The following is a 20,951-nucleotide window of genomic DNA, read 5'->3' as shown; positions in this document are numbered from 1 at the left end:
AGGAGAATTTTTGAAAATGAACAGAAAGAATTTATTTTTGATCCTTGCAGTCCTCGCCCTGTACAGCACAGCATTTTCGGGCTGCTCGGAGAATAACGAAAGGGAAAATTTCCCTGCCGAAACAGCGGCGGTCAATAACTATGTCCCCAAGGAAACGGACAAGACCGTATCGGGAGAGGTCACCAAAATAACAGGGAACCGCATAACCCTGGCTCTCGGAACAGTCTCTGCGGATAATGCACAGGCTCCCGAACAGGGCGGAGATATGCCGGAAATGGGCGGCGAACCTCCACAGTTTGACGGAAATATGCCTGACGGCGATATCACTCCTCCCGAAGGCGGAATGCCCGAGCGAGGCGGAGAAAAGCCCGATTTTGGCGGCGAAAGACCCGAAATGGGCGGAAGATCGGGAGGACGAAAGGGCGGCTCATCTGTTCAGAAAACAGGTGAAGAAGCGCAGTACATTCTCCCCGTAGGAATGCCCATAGACGGTCTCAGCGGACGCAGCACCGACTATTCGGGCGTCACCGCAGGCACCGTTATCACCCTGACGGTAAACGAGCAGGGCGTGGTATGCGCAGCGGAGGTGAGCTGATTGAGCGAGCCTGTTATCCGTATGAGCGGCATAAAAAAGAGCTACAAAATGGGCGGGAATGTTCTGAACGTCCTCAAAGGCATAAGCCTTACGGTAAACGAGGGAGAATTTCTTGCGATCCTCGGTCCCTCGGGCTCGGGAAAATCCACCCTTATGAACATAATCGGCTGTATGGACAGCTTTGACGAGGGAGAATATTACCTCTCGGGTCAGGCGATCCATTCAATGAACGACAATATGCTCACCGATGTGAGAAACGAGTACATCGGCTTTATTTTCCAGAAATACCACCTTATCTCAAAATACACCATTCTCAGAAACGTAATGATGCCCCTGCTTATCAGAGGGGAAACGGCGGCGCAGGCGGAAATGACCGCAAGAGAGAGGCTTATCCAGCTTGGAATGGGGGAGCGGATGGACCATAAGCCTGCGGAGCTTTCGGGCGGTCAGCAGCAGCGGGCAGCCATTGCCAGAGCCCTTGTGGGGGACCCGAAAATACTCCTTGCCGACGAGCCCACAGGCGCCCTTGACAGCGCAACGGGAAAGGAAGTACTGAAGCTTTTCCGTGAGCTTAACGAAAAGGGACACACCATCGTTATGATAACCCACGACCTGAATGTGGCACAGAACGCAGGGCGCATCGTAAGGATAGTGGACGGTGAGCTTTTCGAGGAATAAATCACTTGACAAAACTCAGAAAGTGTGATAATATAATAAAAGAGTCACTTGTAATGATGATTGCAGGCGCACGAAGGGGGGCACCACCGCGGGTGCCGGCTTTCGTGCGCCCTTTTTGATTTTTTATGTGAAAGGACGGATAAAAAAATGGCAGTTATCTGCGGCAAAAGCGTTCCCGAAGCGGACGGAAAGACCCTCTCCGAATATATCCTGAGTGCAGGCTACCATGCAGGCAGGATAGCAGTCGAATACAACGGCGAGATACTCCCGAAAGCAGATCATGACAAGACCGTCATAGCCTCCTCGGACGATATCGAGATAGTTGAATTTATGGGCGGCGGCTGATTAGGCACGCCAATACTTAAAGAAAGGCAGTATCAAAAAAATGGAAGATAAGCTTATTTTAGGCGGACATGAGTTCACCTCAAGATTTATTTTAGGCTCGGGAAAATATTCCCTTGACCTCATAAAAGCAGCAGTGGAAAACGCAGGCGCACAGATGATCACCCTTGCGCTCAGACGTGCAAACAGCGGCGGAGCGGCAAATATCCTCGATTATATCCCCGAAGGCGTGACCCTTCTCCCCAATACCTCGGGAGCAAGAAACGCCGAGGAAGCGGTGCGCATCGCAAGGCTTTCAAGGGAGCTTGGCTGCGGAGATTTCGTGAAGATAGAAGTCATCAGAGACTCAAAATATCTCCTCCCCGACAATTACGAGACCATCAAGGCAACAGAGATCCTTGCAAAGGAAGGCTTTGTGGTCCTCCCCTATATGTACCCCGACCTCAACGCCGCAAGAGACCTTGTAAATGCAGGAGCCGCCGCAGTAATGCCCCTCGCCGCACCCATCGGCACCAACAGAGGACTCTGCACCAAAGACTTCATAAGGATACTCATTGATGAGATAGACCTGCCCATAATAGTTGATGCAGGCATAGGCAAGCCATCGCAGGCGTGCGAGGTAATGGAAATGGGTGCCGCCGCAGTAATGGCAAACACCGCCATCGCCACCGCAGGAAACATCCCCGCAATGGCAGAAGCCTTCAGAAAAGCCATAGAAGCAGGCAGAACGGCATACCTTGCCAAAACGGGACGGGTAAGAGAGACCGCCAGTGCCTCCTCCCCCCTCACCGGATTTCTGCACGACTGAAAAAAAGGAGAATGAAAAATGACACCTGTTGACCTGCTAAAAAAAGCCGACTCCATCGGAAAACTTTATGTATATGAAAAAGTCGGCAGACTGAACGGAAATGTTCTCAGCGTGGTAAACGTTGAAAACCGCACCCTTGATTTCCACGTTCACGAAAACTCGGACGAGCTGTTTTATGTTATCGAGGGCAGCTTTGAGCTTGAGACCGACGAGGGACTTATCCCCGTTTCAGAAGGACAATTTATAATCGTTCCGAAAGGAACAAGGCACCGCCCTGTAGTCAAAGCCCTGTCAAAATTCCTGATGATAGAGCTTGACGGAACGCTTAATAAAGAAAACAGCGGCGATCTTTACGAAGAATGATGTTCCCGGGAAAGGAAGTAATGAAAATAAAATGTCTCGCATAGATCATATGAAATACCTTGAAGGAATGGAAAATATCGGCTCGGAGATACAAGACGAGGTGATATCCGCCATGAACGGCTACACCCCCGAAAGCTTCACCGCCGCCGATGTAAGGAACGCCCTCGACAGCGACATCTGCACCCCCGAAAACTATATGGCGCTCCTCTCCCCCGCCGCCGAGCCGTTTCTTGAGGAAATAGCCCGGAAGGCGATGAGCGAAAGAATGAAGCATTTCGGAAATTCCGTATATATGTTCACCCCCCTCTACATCGCAAACTACTGCGAAAACCAGTGCGTCTACTGCGGATTTAACTGCAAGAATAAGATAAAGCGCGCAAGGCTCAACGCCGAAGAGATAGAAAAGGAAATGCAGGCAATTTCAGCCTCGGGACTGCAGGAAATACTTATCCTCACAGGCGAGAGCCGCAAATATTCCGATGTGGAATACATCGGAGAAGCCTGCAAAATAGCAAGCAAATATTTTCGCGTAGTGGGACTTGAGGTCTATCCAATGAACTCGGACGAATATAAATATCTCCACGAATGCGGCGCAGATTTTGTCACCGTATTTCAGGAGACCTATAATTCGGATAAATACGAGCAGCTCCATTTAGGCGGACACAAGCGCATATTCCCCTACCGCATAAACGCCCAGGAAAGAGCGGTAATGGGCGGAATGAGAGGAATAGGCTTCGCCGCCCTCTTAGGACTTGACGATTTCCGAAAGGACGCCTTTGCCGCAGGCTATCACGCCCACCTTATCCAGAAAAAATACCCCCACGCGGAAATAGCCATGTCCTGCCCCAGACTTCGCCCCACCAAAGCGGACGAGACCATAAATCCCCGTGACGTGGGCGAAAGACAGCTGCTGCAGGTGATATGCGCCTACCGCATATTCCTGCCCTACGCAAGCATAACCATCTCCACCAGAGAATGTGAGCGTTTCCGCAACAATGTCATAAAGCTTGCCGCCACGAAAATATCCGCAGGAGTAAACGTGGGAATAGGCGAGCACAGCGACTCCGCCGACAAGGGAGACGAGCAGTTTGAGATATCCGACCCCAGAACCGTTTCAGAGGTGTACAAAGCCATTGAAGAAATGGGACTCCAGCCCGTAATGCATGATTATATCTATGTTTAAGGTAATATGCGTAACACAGATGTCAGCGGCTGAGGACTTCCCCAAACAGCTTGAAAAACTGTGCGCCGCAGATATCGACAGAGTGATACTCAGGGAAAAATCACTCACAGGATCGGAATACGAAGCCCTTGCAGAAAGGGTAATAAAAATATGCGGAAAATACAATACTCCCCTGTCCCTCCACACCTTTACGAAAACCGCAAAACAGCTTGACTGCAAAGCCATACACCTGTCATATGCCGATCTTATATCGGGCAAGGGCGAAGGCTTTGAGACCGTAGGCGTGTCCGTCCATTCCCTCGATGAAGCAAAGCTTGCGGAGCAAACGGGAGCCTCCTACATCACCGCAGGACACATTTTCCCCACCGACTGCAAAAAAGACCTCCCCCCAAGGGGAACGGATTTTCTCAGAGAAATATGTGAGACCGTCCATATCCCCGTCTACGCCATAGGCGGCATCACCCCCGAAAACGCCCCCCTCGTGAAATCGGCGGGAGCCTCGGGCGTCTGCCTGATGTCGGGGCTTATGAAAGCGAAGGAGCCGGGGGATATCATAGAAAAAATAAAGAACTGCCCATAATACAGCTTCAAAATACCCGGCGCTCATACCCAATTTTGCTCCCTGTATTTTTTCGGAGTAAGCCCCGTTTCGCATTTAAAAGTCCTGATAAACATACTTTGAGTTGAAAATCCCAGCGAATAGGCAATTTCGATGTACCTGAGACTTGTATTTCTTAAAAGGTCGCAGGCAGTTGAAATTTTTGCCTTGGTATTCATAAAAGCCATACTGCGCATAATGCAGACCGACTCTTCAATATTGAATGATACGCTGATATACGGCAGGATAATTTTCGGAGGGCTTGCCGTTACCGTCTCATACGATCTCTGTTCGGGGATACTCCGCGCCCTGGGGGACAGCAAAACGCCCTTTAAAGCAATAATCATCTCCTCCACAATAAATATCCTGCTTGACATTCTTTTCATTTTCGTTTTAAAAACGGGCGTTGCAGGTGCCGCCGCCGCAACCGTGACCTCTCAGCTTGTCTCGGTCGTGATATGCATTCAAAAAATACGAAAAACAGAAATAATGAAATTCGGAACGAAAGACTATTCAAAGGATTTTAAGATCTGCCTTCAGCTTCTTAAAAACGGCTTGCCTATGGCGTTTATGAACTCTCTCACCGCTGTTGGCTGTATTATAATGCAATCGTACATCAATAAGCTTGGCGTTGACTATACATCGGCATATTCGGTCTGCAGCAAATATCTCAACCTGTTTATGCTGCCTTCTATCACCGCAGGCTTAACAATATCCGCATTTACTGGACAAAACTTCGGCGCAAAAAAATTCGACAGAATAAAAGCAGGCGTTGTCCTGGGGCTTGTCATAGCATTTCTTTCCTACATAATTCTCGGTCTTATAATGCACATCTTCCCGTCACAGCTTGCAAGCCTTATGCTAAGCGGGGAAAATGCGGTAAAATTCACCTCGGAATATATCGGAGTCCTGGGCTTCACGCTTATAGGAGTAAACTGTAATTTTATTTTCCGAAACGCCGTTCAGGGAATGGGCTGCCCCACCGTCCCGATGATATCGGGAATACTTGAAATGGTATTCAGACTGGCGGCAGTATATGTCCTTATCCCGAAATTTGGCTTCATAGCCACAGCCTATGCCGACGCCGCAGCCTGGGCAGGAGCGCTCTTTCTGAATATGACGGCTTATTTTGTACTGATACGAAAAAAGTGCGGCTCCGAATAAATCATTTTCTTTCAATTTGTTTCCACTCCCCCCTCGTGACCCCATAAACCGCCGTGACCTCGTTCTCGCCGTCGGTAAACTCCTCAATAAGTCTCATACCGTTAGCCCTCGCCACCGCCGCCGAGGGGATATTATCCTTTTTCATATAGGAATACAAAATGTTAAAGGGCGTGTTCTCAAAAGCCCAGTCCCTGCACCTGCGAGCCGCCTCACGAGCATATCCCTGCCGCTGAGACCTCTTTGCAATGTGATAACCTATCTCAGGTCTGATAATTCCGTTAATGCATTGCATAGTAACGCCGCAGTCGCCGATGACCTCCCACGACTCTTTCAGGACCACCGCCCACAGCCCGAAGCCGAATATCTCATATCGCCTGATATTTTTCTCTATCCACCCTCTCACACGTTCCTCGTCAAAGGTATAAGGATAATGTCTCATAATATCCGAGTCCCCCAGCACAGCATACATCGCAGCAAGATCGCTCATACACATCTCTCTCAGAATAAGCCGTTCCGTTTCAAGCATCATAAAAGATCCCCCTCATAATTTTCATAGTACGAACATTATAGCACAAATGTTCATAAATGTCAATATGCAATATGCCAAAATATTCCCCGACTTATTTAACACATTTGTTCATACCAATAAAAGCCCTACAAATAAATCTATCCATATAAAATTTACTTTTTCTATAAAATTGCCGCTTGCAGAAAAGCACGGATTATGAGATAATATAAATAAGTATTATTACATACAAGAAAGAAATGAGGTATAGCCAATGTCCCACCAGACAGTTATCGTTCTTGACTTCGGCGGTCAGTATAATCAGCTTATCGCAAGACGTGTGCGTGAATGCGGCGTTTACTGCGAGGTAAAGTCCTATAAAACTCCCCTTGAGGAGATAAAAGCCGCAAACCCCGCAGGAATAATCTTCACAGGCGGACCCAACAGCGTATATCTTGAGACCTCTCCCAGGATAGGCAAGGAGATATTCGAGCTTGGAGTGCCCGTGCTGGGAATATGCTACGGCTGCCAGCTTATGGCATACACTCTGGGCGGAGAAGTGTCCACCTGCGTCACATCGGAATACGGCAAGACCGAAACGGAATATGATAAGCAGAGCCTGCTTTTCGGCAGCATATCGGATATGCCCGAAAAGGCAGTTTCGTGGATGAGCCATACCGACTATGTTTCCAAAGTGCCCGAGGGCTTTAAGATAACAGCCCATACCGCAAACTGCCCCGCCGCCGCAATGGAAAACAAGGAAAAGAAGCTCTATGCCGTTCAGTTCCACCCCGAGGTAAATCACACTCAGTACGGCATTAAAATGATAGACAGCTTCCTTAAAAATGTCTGCGGCTGCACAGGCGACTGGACAATGGCGGGTTATGCAAAAACTGCGATAAACGATATCAGAGCCAAGGTAGGAGACGGCAAGGTCCTGCTGGCGCTTTCGGGCGGCGTTGACAGCTCAGTTGCCGCAGCGCTCCTTGCAAAAGCAGTAGGCAGCCAGCTCACCTGTATTTTCGTAGACCACGGTTTTATGAGAAAGAACGAGGGCGACGAGGTAGAAGCCGCATTTGCGGACTGGGGAATATATTTCGTAAGAGTAAACGCCAAGGAGCAGTTTATGTCAAAGCTCAGAGGCGTGTCCGACCCCGAGACCAAGAGAAAGACCATCGGCGAGGAATTTATCCGTGTATTCGAGCGTGAAGCAAAGAAGATAGGAACAGTGGATTATCTCGTTCAGGGAACCATCTATCCCGACGTTATCGAAAGCGGAGCAGGCGACGCCGCAGTAATAAAATCCCACCACAACGTAGGCGGACTCCCCGACTATGTGGATTTCAAGGAGATAATCGAGCCTCTGAGACTCCTTTTCAAGGACGAGGTAAGAGCTCTGGGACGTGAGCTTGGTCTGTCCGATATCCTTGTAGACCGCCAGCCCTTCCCCGGTCCCGGACTTGCCATCAGAATTATCGGCGAGATCACCGATGAAAAGCTTGAGATACTCCAGGACGCCGACTTCATCTTCCGTGAGGAGATAGCTAAGGCAGGACTTGACAAATCTATCAATCAGTATTTTGCAGTCCTCACCAACAACCGTTCCGTAGGCGTAATGGGCGACGGCAGAACATACGATTATACCCTTGCCCTCAGAGCCGTTGAGACCTCCGACTTTATGACCGCCGAGTTCTCCCGTATCCCCTATGACGTTCTTGCCACAGCTTCAAACCGAATCGTCAACGAGGTCAAGAACATCAACAGAGTAGTGTACGACATCACCACCAAGCCCCCCGCAACAATTGAGTGGGAATAAAATGAATTATCCCGAAAACCTCCGCAGCAAAGAGGTTTTCGGGATTTTTTTCATTTCTTTAAAAACTCAACTATCAAATCTTTTTCATTTTCGGTAAGTTTATTCATATGCCCCCTGCCCTCAAGCAAATATGTATCACATTGCTCCCATACCCTGCGAGCACGGGGCAGGACCTTATGAGCAGGGAAAAGGCAATCCTTTTCCGCCGCCATCACAAGTACGGGACTGCGGTATTTTTTCATCTCCGACTCCTTTTCGTCCTGAGGCATGATGGATTTGATCTTAGCGTTATCAATACTGCACCTTGCGGTAATAAGAATGTCCTCGGAAATATTTTTTTCATCCACCGCCATAGGCAGAAGGCATTTTCTGAACCATTTTTCCTTGTGGGTAATATAGTACATTATCATCGGGAACATCATATTCATGCTTTTTATTGACAAAGCGTTCTTAATAGCCGACGGAACAAGCAGTACGCTTCTCTCAACCGTTGCGGGTGCCGCACACATTGTTTTGACCAGCACACCTGCACCGAAGGAACCGCCGAAGCAAGCCATTTTTTCATATCCCAACAGCCTGATGACCTCGCCTGCCCATTTACCGTAATCCTGATTATAGGGCGACAGCGACACTTCCGCACTCTTTCCCGGGTGACCAATGGTGTCCACCGCATAAACATGGAAATGTGGCAGAAGAAAATCACAGTATTTCAGATTATAAGCCGTAGTCGCATTGCCGCCGTGAAACACAAGCAGCGGCTTTTTGTCCATATCGCCGCACTCAATTAGGTGTGTTCTGCCGAAGCTTGTCTCAACATAAATATCCCGAAACGTTATCCCCAGCTCTTCAAGCTGCCTGTCGTACAGTTCAAGTACTGCATTTTTGGCATTTTCATTTCTGTAAATTGAGTTCATATCCGTTCTCCCATAATTTTTTCTCATTATACCACTCCCCGCCCCCTTTTGTCAACCAACCGAAAAAAATCGAGCTGCCCCTAAAAGCAGCCCGACCAAACATATTAAGAAGAACTCACTCGCCCATCATCGAAAGAAAATACTCATAAACATACATATCATCGCAAAGCTCGGGGTGGAAGGCAGTCACAAGCTGATTTTGATATCTTGCCGCAACTATCTTTCCGCCCGTCTCCGCCAGGACCTCCGCAGAGCCGATATCGCTGATATATGGGGCACGGATAAAGCTCATGGGAATTTCCCTGCCGTTAAAGCTGTCCTTTGTGAAGAAGCTGCCAAGCTGCCTGCCGTATGCATTGCGCTTTACCGTAACGGGCATAGTGGCAAGATGAGCCTTCTCCCCGCCCTCAATGCTCTGTGCAAGAAGTATCATTCCCGCACAGGTGCCAAAAACGGGAAGACCCGTTTCTATCCGCTTTTTTATGGGTCCAAAAAGCCCTAAGTCTCTGAGCAGCTTGCCCTGAACGGTGCTTTCTCCCCCGGGGATAATAAGCCCGTCAAAGGATCTGTCTATGTCGGGGAGCTGCCTTATCTCAAAGCTTTGAAGCCCCAGCTCCGAAAGCTTTTTTTCGTGCTCCGCAAAAGCGCCCTGCAATGCCAGAACGGCGATCACCTTTGACATTACTTACCACGCTCCGCCATAAGAAGAGCAATTTCCTGCTCGTTTATTCCAACCATAGCCTCGCCCAGATCTTCGGAAAGCTCCGCAAGAAGCTTCGGGTCATTGTAGTTTGTGACAGCCTTGACAATAGCCGCCGCACGCTTTTCGGGATTGCCCGACTTGAATATGCCCGAGCCAACGAAAACGCCCTCTGCGCCCAGCTGCATCATAAGTGCAGCGTCCGCAGGAGTAGCAACTCCGCCTGCCGCAAAATTAACAACGGGCAGCTTCTTGTTCACCGCAACAAATTCGATAAGGTTGTAGGGCACCTGCAGCTGCTTTGCAGCCTCGTAAAGCTCGTCTTTTGACATTGAAGAAATGCGTCTTATCTCCGACTGCATCATTCTCATATGGCGCACCGCCTGAACAACATCGCCCGTTCCCGGCTCGCCCTTTGTCCTTATCATAGAAGCGCCCTCGTTAATTCGTCTCAGCGCCTCGCCCAGATCCTTTGCGCCGCATACAAAGGGAACGTCAAACTGTGTCTTGTCAATGTGGTACTTGTCATCTGCGGGAGAAAGCACCTCGGACTCGTCAATGTAGTCGATCTCGATAGCCTGAAGGATCTGCGCCTCTGCAAAATGACCTATCCTGCACTTTGCCATTACGGGAATGGACACCGCCGCCTGAATGCCCTTTATCATCTTGGGGTCGCTCATTCTGGAAACGCCGCCTGCCGCTCTGATATCCGCAGGGATACGCTCCAGCGCCATGACCGCACAAGCGCCTGCCGCCTCGGCTATCCTTGCCTGCTCGGGTGTGGTAACGTCCATAATAACTCCGCCCTTGAGCATCTGGGCAAGGTTTCTGTTAAGCTCCGCTCTGTTTTCACTCATTGAAATAACCGTCCTTTCATAGAGAGTTTTGTGTTTTTCGTTAGAAAATTTCGGACGAAGTCCGAAAAACAAAACTCGGAAGTTTGAAAATCTTTGATTTTCAAACTTATATCGTTCCTTTTAGCTGGATTTTACCTAATTATAATCCCGTCGGGGATTTTTTTCAAGCCGAGGACTTTTTCGGTTTCGCGCGATAAAGTTATGGATATTTGCCATATATAAAAAGAAAATGCGTCGAATATCTGTGGATCTCTCACAAAGATAATCGGACGCATTTCTTACCCGAAAACAGCATTGGTAATATTGCACAATACTGATAATTACATCAATGTCAAAAATGTGCATTCAGCAAATTTTTTATTGCTGTGAAACATGAGCAAGCTCGCCTGCAAATCGTAAGCGGGTGACGACCCGCCAAATGGGAATATATCGGTCAGTATATTTGTATCGTAACCGAGCCGACAGTCTGATGTCCTCAAAAATTATAGAACGAGTGGCTGCAGGCTCAGCCTGCCGAGTGGCTGTAGGCTCAGCCTGCCGAGTGGCTGCAGGCTCAGCCTGCCCCGAACTTATTCAGCGCCGAAGGAATATAAAGGGACCCGCCGATAAGGAGCAGTCCACCATTCTCCGCATAGGAATAAGCACGCCTGTAAACCTCGGAAATGGGCGCAGTTTCGCCGTCCCTGAAGCACTCCGCCAGCTTAGGCGCGAAAACCGTTTTCGGGCAGAAGCCGTCAATGCAGTAAGCCTTGTCAATGTAGGGAGAAATGTAGGAAAGAGCGGTTTTCCAGTCCTTGTCCGCACTCATTCCGCATATCATCACCTTGGGGTACTGGGGCAGGGACGCAACAAATTCCGTCAGCGCCCTCATTCCCTCGGGGTTGTGAGCGCCGTCAATGATTATCATGGGGTCCTTTTTTCGTACTATCTGACACCTTGAGGGCATTACCGCCGTACTGATACCGTCAAACACCTTGCTGTCCGTCAGCTTCTTGAATTTCTTTCTTATGACCCCCGCCGCCTCAATAGCCGTAACAGCATTGTATATCTGATGGTTTCCGGGCATTGCGGTGGCGTAATCCCTGAGCTTATAGGAAAAAGCCGCTCCGTCGGGTCTGCTTCGGAGAATATTCAGCTTTGACAGGTCGGGGCGAATTACCTTTGAGCCGTGAATGGCGGCGTATTTGTCAATTACCATGTCTGCCTCAAAAGGATTTTGAGGATAGACCACCACAGGGCACTCGTCCTTGATGATACCCGCCTTCTGAAAGGCGATGTCCGTTATCTTGTCCCCGAGAATAGCCGTGTGGTCATAGGAAATGGACATTATCACCGAGCAAATGTTGTCCCTTATGATGTTCGTGCTGTCGTAAAGTCCGCCCACACCCGTCTCAAGCACCACAATATCGCAGTTCTGCTCCGCAAAATACATAAACGCAATGGCATTGGTTATCTCAAACTGTGAATACCCTGCACCATCGCTTTCGATAACAGGTCTCACGACGGATATGATACGTGAAAGCTCCTCATCGGGTATCTCCACGCCGTTTATCTTAATGCGGTCGTTGTACCTGTAGATGAAAGGAGAGGTAAATTCTCCCGTTTTATAGCCTGCAAGAGTGAGAGAATTGGCAAGCATTCTCACCACCGAGCCTTTGCCGTTGGTGCCTGCTACGTGAACAAATTTAAGCCTGTCCTGGGGATTTCCCAGCCTGTCCATAAGGGACACAAACCTTGACAGGTCATGAACGGGGGCGCCGGATTTGGTATATCCCCCGAGAAAATTTATTATCTCGCCGTTCAAAACAATTCCTCCAAAAGCTGTTTATCTTTTTGCCATAGCCTCACGTATCTTTGCCGAAAGCTTATTTGCAATTTCTGTCTCGGCAGGGCTTGCAGACAGCATTGGTCCGCCGATATCAAGATATTTCGCCGCATTGTCAAGGTCGCCGCAGAGATAGAAAAGCTCCGCAGTCTCCGCAAATGTCGCGCCCCTGATGATCCTGCTAAGTGGCGTTCCCTGCTGTGACGCTCCTGTGGACGAGTTGAAAAGATTCTGATACTCGTTGAGTATCAGCCGCAGGTCAAGAGCCTTTCTGTAATTTCCTCTTGCCTTTTCCACGCTTATCATCGCGCTGAATGCCGCTGTACAGCACGAATAATTTCTTTCTGCCGCAGCATCGATAAATTCTTCTCCGTCCGCATAAGCCCTCAGAGCGCTGTCGAAGTCCTCAAGCTCGCAGTAGATCGCAATAATATCCGTATAGAAGAGCATCCCCACATCGGGATATTTGTCAAAGCCGCTTCTGTCCACCGAATAGAGCAGGTTCAGGGCTTCATTATATTGTCCTCTCAGGATGTATGTGGTAACGAGAAGTCCTGTCAGCCTCACCTTTTCGGGGTATTTCGCAGCCTCCCCGATAGAACGATACAGCATATCAACAGTGCTGTCCGACATAAAATCATACTGCAGTACCTTGAACACTCTGCGCAGGATCCTGCCGTGTCCTGCGGGAATAAGAGTTCTCATGGTGCACAATATGTATATTACGGGAATTAAAGTTACTATGCATATTATGATATTCCGCACTGACCTGTCAGGTATTTTGTAAGAAAATATCCATAGAAATATATTGCATATCACTATCGAAGAAATTGAGGCTATCCACCAGGACGAGATCAAAGTCTTCTGCTTTTTGTAAAGTCTGTCAAGAGTTTCCTTTGTAAGGTTTATCATTTTATGTCACCCCATATCACTTGCGGCTCCCCCCGAAAAAAGCCCCGGGAGAGAGCCGCCGAACCGAAATAATTACTTGTTTATAACTGAACTAACGTTACCGAGCCGCATTTGAGGAAATCCCCTCAAAACTTACTTACGAGGTGGCTGCGGCGACACGCCGCCACACCGCTTATTTGGAGAAAGCTGCGATGGATTGCTCTATCTTTTCCATCTTCTCGAGAGCCTTTGCAAGCTTTGTCTTTTCAGCCTCTATCTGCTTTTCGGGAGCCTTAGCCATAAAGCCGGGGTTACCCAGCTTTCCCTGAGAGAAGTCGATGTCCTTCTGAACGGAAGCCTTTTCCTTGTTAAGACGTGCAAGCTCCTTTTCCTTGTCCACAAGCTCGCTCATGGGAATGAAAATTCTTGCGGAATGTGTCACAACGGTAACGCTGTCGGGAATATCAAAGCTGTCGCCTATTTCAACAGAGGAAGCGTAAGCAAGTCTCTCAAAGAACATAATGCCGTCCTTGAATACGTCCTTGTCCGCGGTCTCGATAAAGAGCTGAGCCTTTACGGAGGGCACAACGTTCATCTCGGAGCGGATATTTCTTACCGCCTTGATAGCGTCAATTATCTTGCCGAAGTCCTCTTCCTCCTGCTTGTATACAAGCTTCTCGTCAAATACAGGGAAGTCGGAGAGCATAATGGGAGTGTCGCTGTCGGAAACCGCAGACCAGATCTCCTCGGTGATATAAGGCATAAAGGGGTGCAGGAGCTTGAGCATACCCTCCATTACCCAAACGAGAACGGTCTGAGCGGTATTTGCAGTCTCGCCGCCTGCCTGGATACGGGGCTTTGTAAGCTCGATGTACCAGTCGCAGTAAACGTCCCAGATGAAATCGTAAAGCTTCTGGCAGGCAACGCCCAGCTCAAATGCCTCAAGGTTCTGGTTAACTTCACCTGCAAGGGTGTTGAACTTGCTGATGACCCACTTGTCCTCGGTGGCAAGATTTTCGGGGAGACCTGTGAGACTGAAGTCCTCGGGAAGGTTCATAAGAATAAATCTGGAAGCGTTCCACAGCTTGTTTGCGAAGTTTCTGGAAGCCTTGACCTTGTCCTCGATAAAGCGCATATCGTTTCCGGGAGCATTGCCCGTTGCAAGCATAAAGCGGAGGGCGTCTGCGCCGTACTGATCTATTACCTCAAGGGGGTCAATGCCGTTTCCGAGAGATTTGGACATCTTTCTGCCCTGGGAATCCCTCACAAGACCGTGGATAAGAACGGTATCAAAGGGAGGCTTGCCCATATTCTCAATTCCCGAGAACATCATTCTGATCACCCAGAAGAAGATGATGTCATAGCCTGTAACGAGGGTGTTTGTGGGATAGAAATACTCAAGGTCCTCGGTCTTTTCGGGCCAGCCCAGAGTGGAGAAGGGCCACAGAGCGGAGCTGAACCATGTATCAAGAGTATCGGGGTCCTGTCTCATAGGCTTGCCGCACTTGGGGCATACTGCGGAGCTTTCCTTGGTAACTACCATCTCGCCGCAGTCGTCGCAGTAGAACGCAGGTATCTGATGACCCCACCATATCTGACGGGAAATGCACCAGTCGCGGATATTTTCCAGCCAATGGAAATAGGTCTTTTCAAAGCGCTCGGGAACGAACTTTGTCTCGCCGTTCTTAACAGCGTCAATGGCAGGCTGAGCAAGGGGCTTCATCTTAACGAACCACTGAGTTGAAACCTTAGGCTCAACGGTGGTGCCGCAGCGGTAGCAGGTGCCTACGTTGTGGCTGTAGTCCTCAACTCTTACAAGGTATCCGCCCTTGTCAAGGTCCCCAACTATCTTCTTTCTTGCCTCGTATCTGTCCATGCCTGCATATGCGGGATAATCATCGGTAATTTTTGCGTCGTCGGTCATAACGTTTATGATGGGCAGGTCATGGCGCTTTCCTACCTCGAAGTCGTTGGGGTCGTGGGCGGGAGTTATCTTAACAACGCCTGTTCCGAAATCCATCTCAACATAATCGTCCGCAACAACGGGAATTTCCCTGCCAACAAGAGGAAGAATGAGCATTTTTCCAACGATATCCTTGTAGCGCTCATCATTGGGGTTAACCGCAACGGCAGTATCGCCCAGAAGTGTCTCGGGACGGGTGGTAGCAAGCTCAACATAGCCGCTGCCGTCCTTGAGAGGATATCTCAGGTGCCAGAAATGACCTGCCTGGTCCTCATAATTTACCTCAGCGTCGGAGAGGGTGGTCTTACAGTGAGGGCACCAGTTTACAATTCTCTCGCCTCTGTAAATAAGACCCTTTTCATAGTATTTTACGAATACTTCCTTGACAGCCTTGGAGCAGCCCTCGTCCATAGTAAAGCGCTCTCTTGACCAGTCGCAGGAGGAGCCTAATTTCTTGAGCTGTTCAACGATACGTCCGCCGTACTGCTCCTTCCATTTCCATGCGCGCTCCATAAAGCCGTCACGACCCAGGTCCTCCTTGGTAACGCCCTCCTTGCGCATAGCCTCAACTATCTTTGCCTCGGTGGCAATAGCGGCGTGGTCGGTTCCGGGGAGCCACAGTGCGCTGTAGCCCGACATTCTCTTCCAGCGGATAAGGATATCCTGGAGCGTCTCGTCAAGCGCATGACCCATGTGGAGCTGACCTGTAATGTTCGGAGGGGGGATAACGATGGTGTAGGGCTTCTTTTTGGAGTCCACCTCCGCACGGAAGCAGTTATTGTCCATCCAGAATTTGTAAATTTTGTCCTCAACCTCTTTGGGTTCGTAAACCTTTGACAGTTCCTTTTTCATTTTTTGACCATTCCTTTCCAGAGGATCTCAATTTCGGCATAGAGCAAATAAAAACGCCCCGAAGCCGATAAAACAGCTTCAGGGCGGAAAAATTCCGCGGTACCACCTGAATTCGCAGAAAAAACTGCGCACTCATTATTCCGTAACGGGGAATACCGTCGGCAGCTACATAAAATAAAAGTTCACCGCCGAAGCTCCGAGGCTACCTTCCGCACATTCCCTGCAAAGACTTGCACCCACCGTCTTTTCTCTGAGCATGGGAAAGAGTGCGTACTCCTCCTCATCATCGCCTTTTATATTATGTATTATAGCAGGTCGTGGGCGTTTTGTCAAGAGTGAAATTGATTTTATCCCACCTTGACCATCGCCCAGATGATATCATTATCCTTCATCCACCTTCTGAACTCCTCCGATCTGTTTCTTAATTCTTCATAAGGCATAAAGGACTCATATCCGCTGTCGGGAATGACCGCAAGCTTCGGCAGACTCATAAGAGGTCTTAAAAATTCGTGATCGGGAGCAAATTCACAGGTAAACACCTCGATATTTTTCATATCGGTTATAAACTCAATGCTGTCGGGTCTGCCTAAGACCACAATATCACGAACATTTTCAAAGCAGCCGTAACCGCCCTCGGGCTCATACAGCAATGGTTCAACTCTCAGATGCGTTACCTTGCCGCACCACTCCGAGGGAGAAAATTTTATCCTCCTGCCGCTTTCACTGTCTCCCGAAAGCTTCAGACTCCGAAGCTCAGGAAAGCTGTTTAAAACCGAAAAATCAAAATCATCGTCCACATCTTCGGCATTTATCGCAATTTCTCTGCTGTCCTCGGGGTACATTTCTCCGCATACGTCAATGTACCTGACCGCTTCCCCCACGCCCGCAGGAGCGTTGTTTACCTCCGGATATTCGGAAAATGCCGTACTGTTTTCAAGCCCGTTTCCCGAAATATAAGGCTCGCCGTTTTCGTCAATTCCTATCTCAAGGAGAATGTCACATTCCGAAAGGAAATCCGAATACATCTTGTCAAAAGCCGTTTCCTTGTAAAATTCGCCGGGTACAAATTCAAATTCAAAATATTTTCCTCTGCCCTCATATTCCCTGCCGTCCATATAAAGCTCGTTGCGGTAAGCGGTCTGCTTTTCTGTGTCCGAATTACGGCTGTAATAATATGTCTCACAGCCAAGGGTGCGTTCCCTGCTCTGTAAGGGATAGGATATCTCACAGATATCCGCTTCCTTGCACCCAAAATTTATGGCAATGCCCGTAGTGTAAGCGGATACAAGCTTCCTGCCGCCGTTTCCGTCGGAAATAAGCTTTATGCTTTCGTCACAGTCAAGTATTCCGGAGGCAAATTTTATGGGATATCTTCCGCTCATATCATAGGCTGACCAGGACATATCATATACATACCCCTCCATCATAACCGATATCATCTCGGGAAATCCGTCCCCCGTAATATCAACAAGAACAGAATTGGAGCTTCTTTGAAAATACTCCTCTGCCCTTTCAAGGGGTGTTTTTGAAAGCTCGGAAATAATTTTTTCCGAAAGCTCATCGGCAGTCATACCCTCGGCGGATAAAAATTGTATTACGTATTCTCTGGAAGCGTTTTCAAGCGGAAAGCTCCATCTGTCGAAAAACTCGATTTCCTTTTCCGAAACGGTCTCAAGAGAGGCAGGCATATAATAAGCCGTACAAGAATAGCTCTCCTCCCCCATTGAAGCAACAGCGATACAAGGCTCTCCCCTGTCACCCGGATACACCGCACAGCTGTGGAAATGATTGCCCTCAAAGGAATAAAGGGGCGGTGATACACGATATTCGCCGTCCTGTGAAACAGCGTAAAGAGCGCATTTGTCCATATCCTCGGGGTGAGGGGCAAGGATAAGCAGCTCCTCTTCCAGATCGCCGTCAATATCCGAAAAATTGTATTCAAGAGAAGTATCACAAGGAAGTCTCTCCCCGATTTCCGCAAGAGCTTTCAGACAAGGCTCGTCCCCCGAATAGAAGTAGCAGGGAGAGCTGTCCTCTGTGACATCAGTCTCGGTTTCCGTTTCCGAAGTATCGACAACCGAAACGGTTTCGGAAGCTGTGCTTGTCACAGAAACCGTTTCGGTGATATCCGTAACATTTTCATCAGCCCCTTTGCCGCAGGAACATAAAATAAGGGTGAAAACCAAAAATGCCCAAATCTTTCTTTTCATCTGTCCATCTCCTTTTAAGCCGAATTACAGCCGTCCGATAACAGCCCAAAAGCGGCTGTAATTCGTATTATCCGTATCAGATATCAGGCTCAGCTTCCTCTATCTCAAACCCATACTCCTCCGCAAACCTGCGGCATATCTCCAAAGTCTCCTCATCAGCGCCCATATCGCATATAACGCACCTGCATGGCATATCCGAGCGCTCCGCCATAGCCGCCGCCTGTCTGAGAACATATTCGATATCCTCCATATTTCCAACGGCGGGGATAAGTATCACCGTCCGCTCCTCGTTTTTCGCAAGTGCCGCACGAATAGAGGCAAAGCCGCAGAAGCACTCCACAAGAGCCGCCAGAGCAAATACCGCAATTATGAGAACAAGACCCATTTCCATAAAACAAATCCCTCCAAAGCATTTTATGCATTTAAGAGGGATATTGCTTATGCTTTTTTTCTGATAATAGAACGGGGCGGAAAATCTATCCCGACAGTATTGGGCATTGAAAATTTCATAGCGGCATGGCAGGTGTTTTCCACAAGCTCACCGTCCGCATTTTGAAGCTCCGTAACCGTGTATTTAACGGGTCTTTGAGAGGGTGCAAGTATCTCAAGCTCGTCGCCCAGAAGGAATTTGTTCCTCTGCTCGGCGTAAATACGTCCGTTTTCGCATTTGTCCACAACGGCGCATACATCGTATGACCTGATATATCCGCTGTCCTCATAATACTGACGGCATTCGGAGGGGTGTCCGAAGAAAAATCCAGTGCAGTAATCCCTGTGGCTTACCTTGAAGACCTCCTCACGGACATGATCGGGAAGAGCGTAGTTTTCGGGGTCCTTTTTAAGGATATCCACAGCCATTCGGTAAGCATTGGTGATAACCGAAACATAATAAGCGGATTTTGCCCGTCCCTCGATCTTCAGACTTGTAACGCCTGCCTTTGCAAGCTTGTCAAGGTGGTCTATCATACACATATCCTTTGAATTAAGGATATAGGTGCCCTTCTCGTCCTCGAAAACGGGGAAGAACTGTCCGTCACGCTTTTCCTCCATAAGATGATAGCCCCATCGGCAGGGCTGAGCGCACTGTCCCCTGTTTGCGTCGCGGTTCACCAGATATGAGGAAAGCAGGCACCTTCCCGAAAATGAAACGCACATGGCTCCGTGAACGAAAACCTCGATATCAAGGTCTGCGGGAGTTTTCCCGCGAATTTCCGCCACTTCATCAAGGCTCAGCTCCCTCGCCAGCACAACTCTCTTTGCGCCCATATCGTAAAGCTCGCGTGCGGTCACATAGTTTACGATGCCCGTCTGGGTGGACATATGAATTTCCAGGTCGGGAGTGAATTTCTTGATAAGGGACATAAGTCCTAAGTCTGCAACGATAGCCGCGTCGATCCCGCAATCTGCGGCGTATTTTATAAACTCCTCAAAATAAGGTATCTCGTTGTTTCGGGGAAGGGTGTTGCAGGTAAGGTAGACCTTGCCCCCCCTCTCGTGGGACTTTTCCACCGCAGCTTTAAGCGCCGCAGCGTCGAAATTTTTCGGTCCCGCTCTCATTCCGAAAGCTGTCCCGCCCAGATAAACTGCGTCTGCGCCGAAATCCAGCGCCGCGTCAAGGCGCTCCATGTCTCCCGCAGGAGCCAGCACCTCAAGATTTTCGTATGCCATCAGATGATATTATCCTTTCTCTGCGGCATATCACCTGAGATGTGCCGCCACAAGATTTGCCTCATGCTCCTCAAGAGTTTCCCCATAGAAAAACTCGCCTGTTTCAAGGTCGGAGCAGAAATAATAGTAATTTGTCTCTCTCGGATACAAAACAGCCTCGATCGCGTCAAGACCCGGACTGCATATGGGACCGGGGGGCAGTCCGCCGCCTCGGTATGTATCGTAAGCCTCGCAGATGGACTCGGAGTATATCTCAAGATTTGGGATAACTACCTCCTCCACGTAATTTGAAGTGGGGTCGGACTGGAGAAGGGGGAAGGTGTCGGGGTCATTGAGCCTGTTGTGGAAAACGGAAGCGACCATTTTCATATTGTAGGTGTCCCCTGCCTCACGCTGAACTATGGAAGCAAGCGTGAGCGTTTCCTCCAGGGTCATTCCCATATCGTCCATACGTCCGTAAAGGTCGGGCGTTATCTTATACTCAAAATTCTTGCATACCTTCTTCGCCACATTCACAGGGTCCTCCTCAAGGTAGAACTGATAGGTGTCGGGGAAGAAGTAGCCCTCCATCTTAAAGAGCTTCTTGGGACTTACAAGCACCTTTTCTTCAAAGTCAAAGCCGAAGGTCTTTGAATTGAAAACGCGGATAAATTCCTCGGCGCTGCAAACTCCCGCTTCCTCGAGCTTTGCCGCAGCGTCCACAAGGCGGATGCCCTCGGGGAAGGTGATATTTACAAACTCTCTGGGATTGATAGCCTCCTCCTGAAGGGTCTTGATGATGTCGCTGTAGGTCATATTTGGACTGAGCTTGTGACTTCCTGCGATATATGTACCGTCAGCGCCCTTCAGCTTTGAAATGACTCTGAACAGAGTGGGATTTTCGATTATCCCCTCCTGCTGAAGGATATTGGCAATTGCCTCCGTGCCCGAATTCTGGGGTATCTCAACGGAGAACTCGGAGTCCGAACGGTTAAGACCCAGCACCTCTGAGCCTAATGTGATAAAGCACAGCGCACCCA

The 20,951-nt window shown here is 49.0% G+C and carries 21 protein-coding genes and 1 other annotated feature; of the genes, 9 read left to right on the top strand and 12 right to left on the bottom strand.

All coding sequences use genetic code 11. The features are described from left to right. Positions 1-16: 16 nt before the first annotated feature. The 7 genes from ACI4J0_RS09745 (at position 17) to ACI4J0_RS09715 (ending at position 4,549) form a co-directional block, all read left to right on the top strand. A complete protein-coding gene (locus tag ACI4J0_RS09745) occupies positions 17-595 on the top strand; it encodes a hypothetical protein (RefSeq protein WP_439765617.1) in 579 nt (192 codons plus the stop codon). After that, positions 596-1,273, top strand: a complete 678-nt coding sequence (locus ACI4J0_RS09740) for an ABC transporter ATP-binding protein (RefSeq protein WP_439765616.1) — start codon at positions 596-598, stop codon at positions 1,271-1,273. A gap of 147 nt (positions 1,274-1,420) precedes the next feature. Beyond that, positions 1,421-1,618, top strand: coding sequence for a sulfur carrier protein ThiS (gene thiS, locus ACI4J0_RS09735; RefSeq protein WP_439765615.1), 198 nt, complete (start codon positions 1,421-1,423; stop codon positions 1,616-1,618). Between the two features lie 40 nt (positions 1,619-1,658). Continuing rightward, the gene (locus ACI4J0_RS09730) at positions 1,659-2,423 is read left to right on the top strand and encodes a thiazole synthase (RefSeq protein WP_439765614.1); all 765 of its coding nucleotides are present in this window, start codon (positions 1,659-1,661) and stop codon (positions 2,421-2,423) included. An 18-nt stretch (positions 2,424-2,441) separates the two neighbouring features. After that, positions 2,442-2,786, top strand: coding sequence for a cupin domain-containing protein (locus ACI4J0_RS09725; RefSeq protein ID WP_439765613.1), 345 nt, complete (start codon positions 2,442-2,444; stop codon positions 2,784-2,786). Positions 2,787-2,817: 31 nt separating this feature from the next. Then, positions 2,818-3,969, top strand: a complete 1,152-nt coding sequence (gene thiH / locus ACI4J0_RS09720) for a 2-iminoacetate synthase ThiH (protein ID WP_439765612.1) — start codon at positions 2,818-2,820, stop codon at positions 3,967-3,969. Next, entirely contained in the window at positions 3,962-4,549 is a 588-nt protein-coding gene (locus tag ACI4J0_RS09715; protein WP_439765611.1) for a thiamine phosphate synthase, read from the top strand. The genes thiH and ACI4J0_RS09715 overlap by 8 nt, the downstream gene beginning before the upstream one ends. Before the next feature lie 23 nt (positions 4,550-4,572). On the opposite strand, the gene ACI4J0_RS09710 is transcribed toward ACI4J0_RS09715, so the two are convergent. After that, complete coding sequence (locus ACI4J0_RS09710) at positions 4,573-4,746, bottom strand: helix-turn-helix domain-containing protein (protein WP_439765610.1); 174 nt, start codon at positions 4,744-4,746, stop codon at positions 4,573-4,575. Between ACI4J0_RS09710 and ACI4J0_RS09705 the strand changes: the two genes are divergently transcribed. Continuing rightward, positions 4,682-5,731 carry an MATE family efflux transporter gene (locus ACI4J0_RS09705; RefSeq protein WP_439765609.1) on the top strand — a complete coding sequence of 350 codons (1,050 nt, stop codon included), beginning with the start codon at positions 4,682-4,684 and terminating at the stop codon, positions 5,729-5,731. The genes ACI4J0_RS09710 and ACI4J0_RS09705 overlap by 65 nt on opposite strands. Position 5,732: 1 nt before the next feature. Here the strand turns inward: ACI4J0_RS09705 and ACI4J0_RS09700 are convergent, their stop codons facing one another. Then, complete coding sequence (locus ACI4J0_RS09700) at positions 5,733-6,260, bottom strand: GNAT family N-acetyltransferase (RefSeq protein ID WP_439765608.1); 528 nt, start codon at positions 6,258-6,260, stop codon at positions 5,733-5,735. A gap of 250 nt (positions 6,261-6,510) precedes the next feature. Here ACI4J0_RS09700 and guaA point away from each other — a divergent pair, with 250 nt between their 5' ends. Continuing rightward, positions 6,511-8,052: a glutamine-hydrolyzing GMP synthase gene (gene guaA, locus ACI4J0_RS09695; RefSeq protein WP_439765607.1), complete on the top strand. Its 1,542-nt coding sequence runs from the start codon at positions 6,511-6,513 to the stop codon at positions 8,050-8,052. Positions 8,053-8,102: 50 nt separating this feature from the next. On the opposite strand, the gene ACI4J0_RS09690 is transcribed toward guaA, so the two are convergent. From ACI4J0_RS09690 to mltG, 10 genes are all read right to left on the bottom strand, one after another. Then, positions 8,103-8,993 (bottom strand): alpha/beta fold hydrolase, encoded by an 891-nt coding sequence (locus ACI4J0_RS09690; protein WP_439765606.1) that lies wholly within the window; start codon positions 8,991-8,993, stop codon positions 8,103-8,105. 88 nt (positions 8,994-9,081) lie between these two features. Next, the gene (gene pdxT / locus ACI4J0_RS09685) at positions 9,082-9,648 is read right to left on the bottom strand and encodes a pyridoxal 5'-phosphate synthase glutaminase subunit PdxT (RefSeq protein ID WP_439765605.1); all 567 of its coding nucleotides are present in this window, start codon (positions 9,646-9,648) and stop codon (positions 9,082-9,084) included. Further along, the gene (pdxS, locus tag ACI4J0_RS09680; protein ID WP_439765604.1) at positions 9,648-10,523 is read right to left on the bottom strand and encodes a pyridoxal 5'-phosphate synthase lyase subunit PdxS; all 876 of its coding nucleotides are present in this window, start codon (positions 10,521-10,523) and stop codon (positions 9,648-9,650) included. Before pdxS ends, pdxT begins: the two co-directional genes overlap by 1 nt. A 553-nt stretch (positions 10,524-11,076) precedes the next feature. Further along, positions 11,077-12,327 carry a bifunctional folylpolyglutamate synthase/dihydrofolate synthase gene (locus tag ACI4J0_RS09675; RefSeq protein WP_439765603.1) on the bottom strand — a complete coding sequence of 417 codons (1,251 nt, stop codon included), beginning with the start codon at positions 12,325-12,327 and terminating at the stop codon, positions 11,077-11,079. A 21-nt stretch (positions 12,328-12,348) separates the two neighbouring features. Continuing rightward, complete coding sequence (locus ACI4J0_RS09670; protein ID WP_439765602.1) at positions 12,349-13,260, bottom strand: hypothetical protein; 912 nt, start codon at positions 13,258-13,260, stop codon at positions 12,349-12,351. 172 nt (positions 13,261-13,432) lie between these two features. Continuing rightward, positions 13,433-16,054, bottom strand: coding sequence for a valine--tRNA ligase (locus ACI4J0_RS09665; RefSeq protein WP_439765601.1), 2,622 nt, complete (start codon positions 16,052-16,054; stop codon positions 13,433-13,435). A 76-nt stretch (positions 16,055-16,130) separates the two neighbouring features. Then, positions 16,131-16,350 (bottom strand) — a binding site (T-box leader). A 51-nt stretch (positions 16,351-16,401) separates the two neighbouring features. Next, on the bottom strand, positions 16,402-18,264 hold the full coding sequence (locus ACI4J0_RS09660) for a hypothetical protein (protein ID WP_439765600.1): 1,863 nt from the start codon (positions 18,262-18,264) through the stop codon (positions 16,402-16,404). Between the two features lie 76 nt (positions 18,265-18,340). Further along, a complete protein-coding gene (locus tag ACI4J0_RS09655; RefSeq protein WP_439765599.1) occupies positions 18,341-18,655 on the bottom strand; it encodes a hypothetical protein in 315 nt (104 codons plus the stop codon). Positions 18,656-18,702: 47 nt separating this feature from the next. Further along, on the bottom strand, positions 18,703-19,932 hold the full coding sequence (locus ACI4J0_RS09650; RefSeq protein ID WP_439765598.1) for a peptidase U32 family protein: 1,230 nt from the start codon (positions 19,930-19,932) through the stop codon (positions 18,703-18,705). 30 nt (positions 19,933-19,962) lie between these two features. Continuing rightward, positions 19,963-20,951, bottom strand: a 989-nt coding sequence (gene mltG / locus ACI4J0_RS09645; protein WP_439765597.1) for an endolytic transglycosylase MltG, incomplete at its 5' end; no start/stop codon positions are given.

It is taken from the genome of Huintestinicola sp. (assembly GCF_051882455.1).
In the GTDB taxonomy this organism is placed as follows: Bacteria; Bacillota; Clostridia; order Oscillospirales; family Ruminococcaceae; genus Huintestinicola.
The sequence above is the reverse complement of the archived record's forward strand: the minus strand, read 5'-3'. Positions and strand labels throughout refer to the sequence as shown.

Coding starts and splice junctions, on each gene's coding strand:
- ACI4J0_RS09745 (WP_439765617.1), top strand. CDS start 17: ATGAACAGAAAGAATTTATTTTTGATCCTTGCAGTCCTCGCCCTGTAC.
- thiS (WP_439765615.1), top strand. CDS start 1,421: ATGGCAGTTATCTGCGGCAAAAGCGTTCCCGAAGCGGACGGAAAGACC.
- ACI4J0_RS09730 (WP_439765614.1), top strand. CDS start 1,659: ATGGAAGATAAGCTTATTTTAGGCGGACATGAGTTCACCTCAAGATTT.
- ACI4J0_RS09725 (WP_439765613.1), top strand. CDS start 2,442: ATGACACCTGTTGACCTGCTAAAAAAAGCCGACTCCATCGGAAAACTT.
- thiH (WP_439765612.1), top strand. CDS start 2,818: ATGTCTCGCATAGATCATATGAAATACCTTGAAGGAATGGAAAATATC.
- ACI4J0_RS09715 (WP_439765611.1), top strand. CDS start 3,962: ATGTTTAAGGTAATATGCGTAACACAGATGTCAGCGGCTGAGGACTTC.
- ACI4J0_RS09705 (WP_439765609.1), top strand. CDS start 4,682: ATGTACCTGAGACTTGTATTTCTTAAAAGGTCGCAGGCAGTTGAAATT.
- ACI4J0_RS09710 (WP_439765610.1), bottom strand. CDS start 4,746: ATGAATACCAAGGCAAAAATTTCAACTGCCTGCGACCTTTTAAGAAAT.
- ACI4J0_RS09700 (WP_439765608.1), bottom strand. CDS start 6,260: ATGATGCTTGAAACGGAACGGCTTATTCTGAGAGAGATGTGTATGAGC.
- guaA (WP_439765607.1), top strand. CDS start 6,511: ATGTCCCACCAGACAGTTATCGTTCTTGACTTCGGCGGTCAGTATAAT.
- ACI4J0_RS09690 (WP_439765606.1), bottom strand. CDS start 8,993: ATGAGAAAAAATTATGGGAGAACGGATATGAACTCAATTTACAGAAAT.
- pdxT (WP_439765605.1), bottom strand. CDS start 9,648: ATGTCAAAGGTGATCGCCGTTCTGGCATTGCAGGGCGCTTTTGCGGAG.
- pdxS (WP_439765604.1), bottom strand. CDS start 10,523: ATGAGTGAAAACAGAGCGGAGCTTAACAGAAACCTTGCCCAGATGCTC.
- ACI4J0_RS09670 (WP_439765602.1), bottom strand. CDS start 13,260: ATGATAAACCTTACAAAGGAAACTCTTGACAGACTTTACAAAAAGCAG.
- ACI4J0_RS09665 (WP_439765601.1), bottom strand. CDS start 16,054: ATGAAAAAGGAACTGTCAAAGGTTTACGAACCCAAAGAGGTTGAGGAC.
- ACI4J0_RS09660 (WP_439765600.1), bottom strand. CDS start 18,264: ATGAAAAGAAAGATTTGGGCATTTTTGGTTTTCACCCTTATTTTATGT.
- ACI4J0_RS09655 (WP_439765599.1), bottom strand. CDS start 18,655: ATGGAAATGGGTCTTGTTCTCATAATTGCGGTATTTGCTCTGGCGGCT.
- ACI4J0_RS09650 (WP_439765598.1), bottom strand. CDS start 19,932: ATGGCATACGAAAATCTTGAGGTGCTGGCTCCTGCGGGAGACATGGAG.